At 66.3% G+C, this 726-nt stretch carries 2 protein-coding genes; both read right to left on the bottom strand.

What is annotated here, in order from left to right:
* On the bottom strand, positions 1-362 hold a 362-nt coding region (locus tag B3520_RS12085; protein ID WP_286876147.1), incomplete at its 3' end, for a GTPase.
* A partial coding sequence (locus B3520_RS12080; RefSeq protein ID WP_286876145.1) for a hypothetical protein occupies positions 359-726 on the bottom strand: 368 nt, incomplete at its 5' end. The genes B3520_RS12085 and B3520_RS12080, both read right to left, overlap by 4 nt.

Genomic DNA, 726 nt, shown 5'->3' with positions numbered 1-726 from the left:
CCCGCACCTTCCATGATCGGCCGGAGCAGAGCGACTTCATCGGGAAAGCGCTCCGTGTGTCCCGGTTCCGCCAGGAAGGCGCGCACCCGGTCTGGCCGTGCGCCGGGGCTGACCGGTTCACGCTCCAGCCAGGCCTGTACCTGACGCGCCCGCTGAAAACCCGGCGTATCGATCAAGGTCAGTAACACCCGGCCATCCAGCGAGAACTCGAACCGGTCCGCCCGGCGCGTGGTACCGGAAGCCGGGCTGATCCGCACGCTGTCGTTCTCGGTCAAAGTCGAGACGATCGAGGACTTGCCCCGATTGGGGTGGCCCACCACGCACAGCCTGGGCGTCGGGTGTGACGATCCGGATCGGCTCATTCGGTCACCCATTGCAGCTGATGCTCACCGGCGAACTGACGCCAACTGGCCAGGTGCCGCTCGGGTTGGGTCTGGGCATCCACCATGGCCCGAAGTCCCTGTCGAGCCACGCCGGCATTTCTTACTTGTGCGACCAGGTCGGCCAGCTCTCCCAAGGGGGAGCGATTGGCGGGCACTTGCCACAACACAGCGGAAGGTTGTTTGGCCAACAGGGCCTCCAACTGAAGTTCGTCGTCGGACCAGAGTTCGCCCCCCAGGGTCGGTTGACCCTGTTGGTGCCGTTCCCAGTTGATCACCAGGGCGCCATCCCAGGCACTCAGAGGCGAGGCGGCCACCGGGGCCAGCCTTGCACCGCCACCCTGGC

It is taken from the genome of Marinimicrobium sp. UBA4509 (assembly GCF_002388575.1).
In the GTDB taxonomy this organism is placed as follows: domain Bacteria; phylum Pseudomonadota; class Gammaproteobacteria; order Pseudomonadales; family Cellvibrionaceae; genus Marinimicrobium; species Marinimicrobium koreense.
The sequence above is the reverse complement of the archived record's forward strand: the minus strand, read 5'-3'. Positions and strand labels throughout refer to the sequence as shown.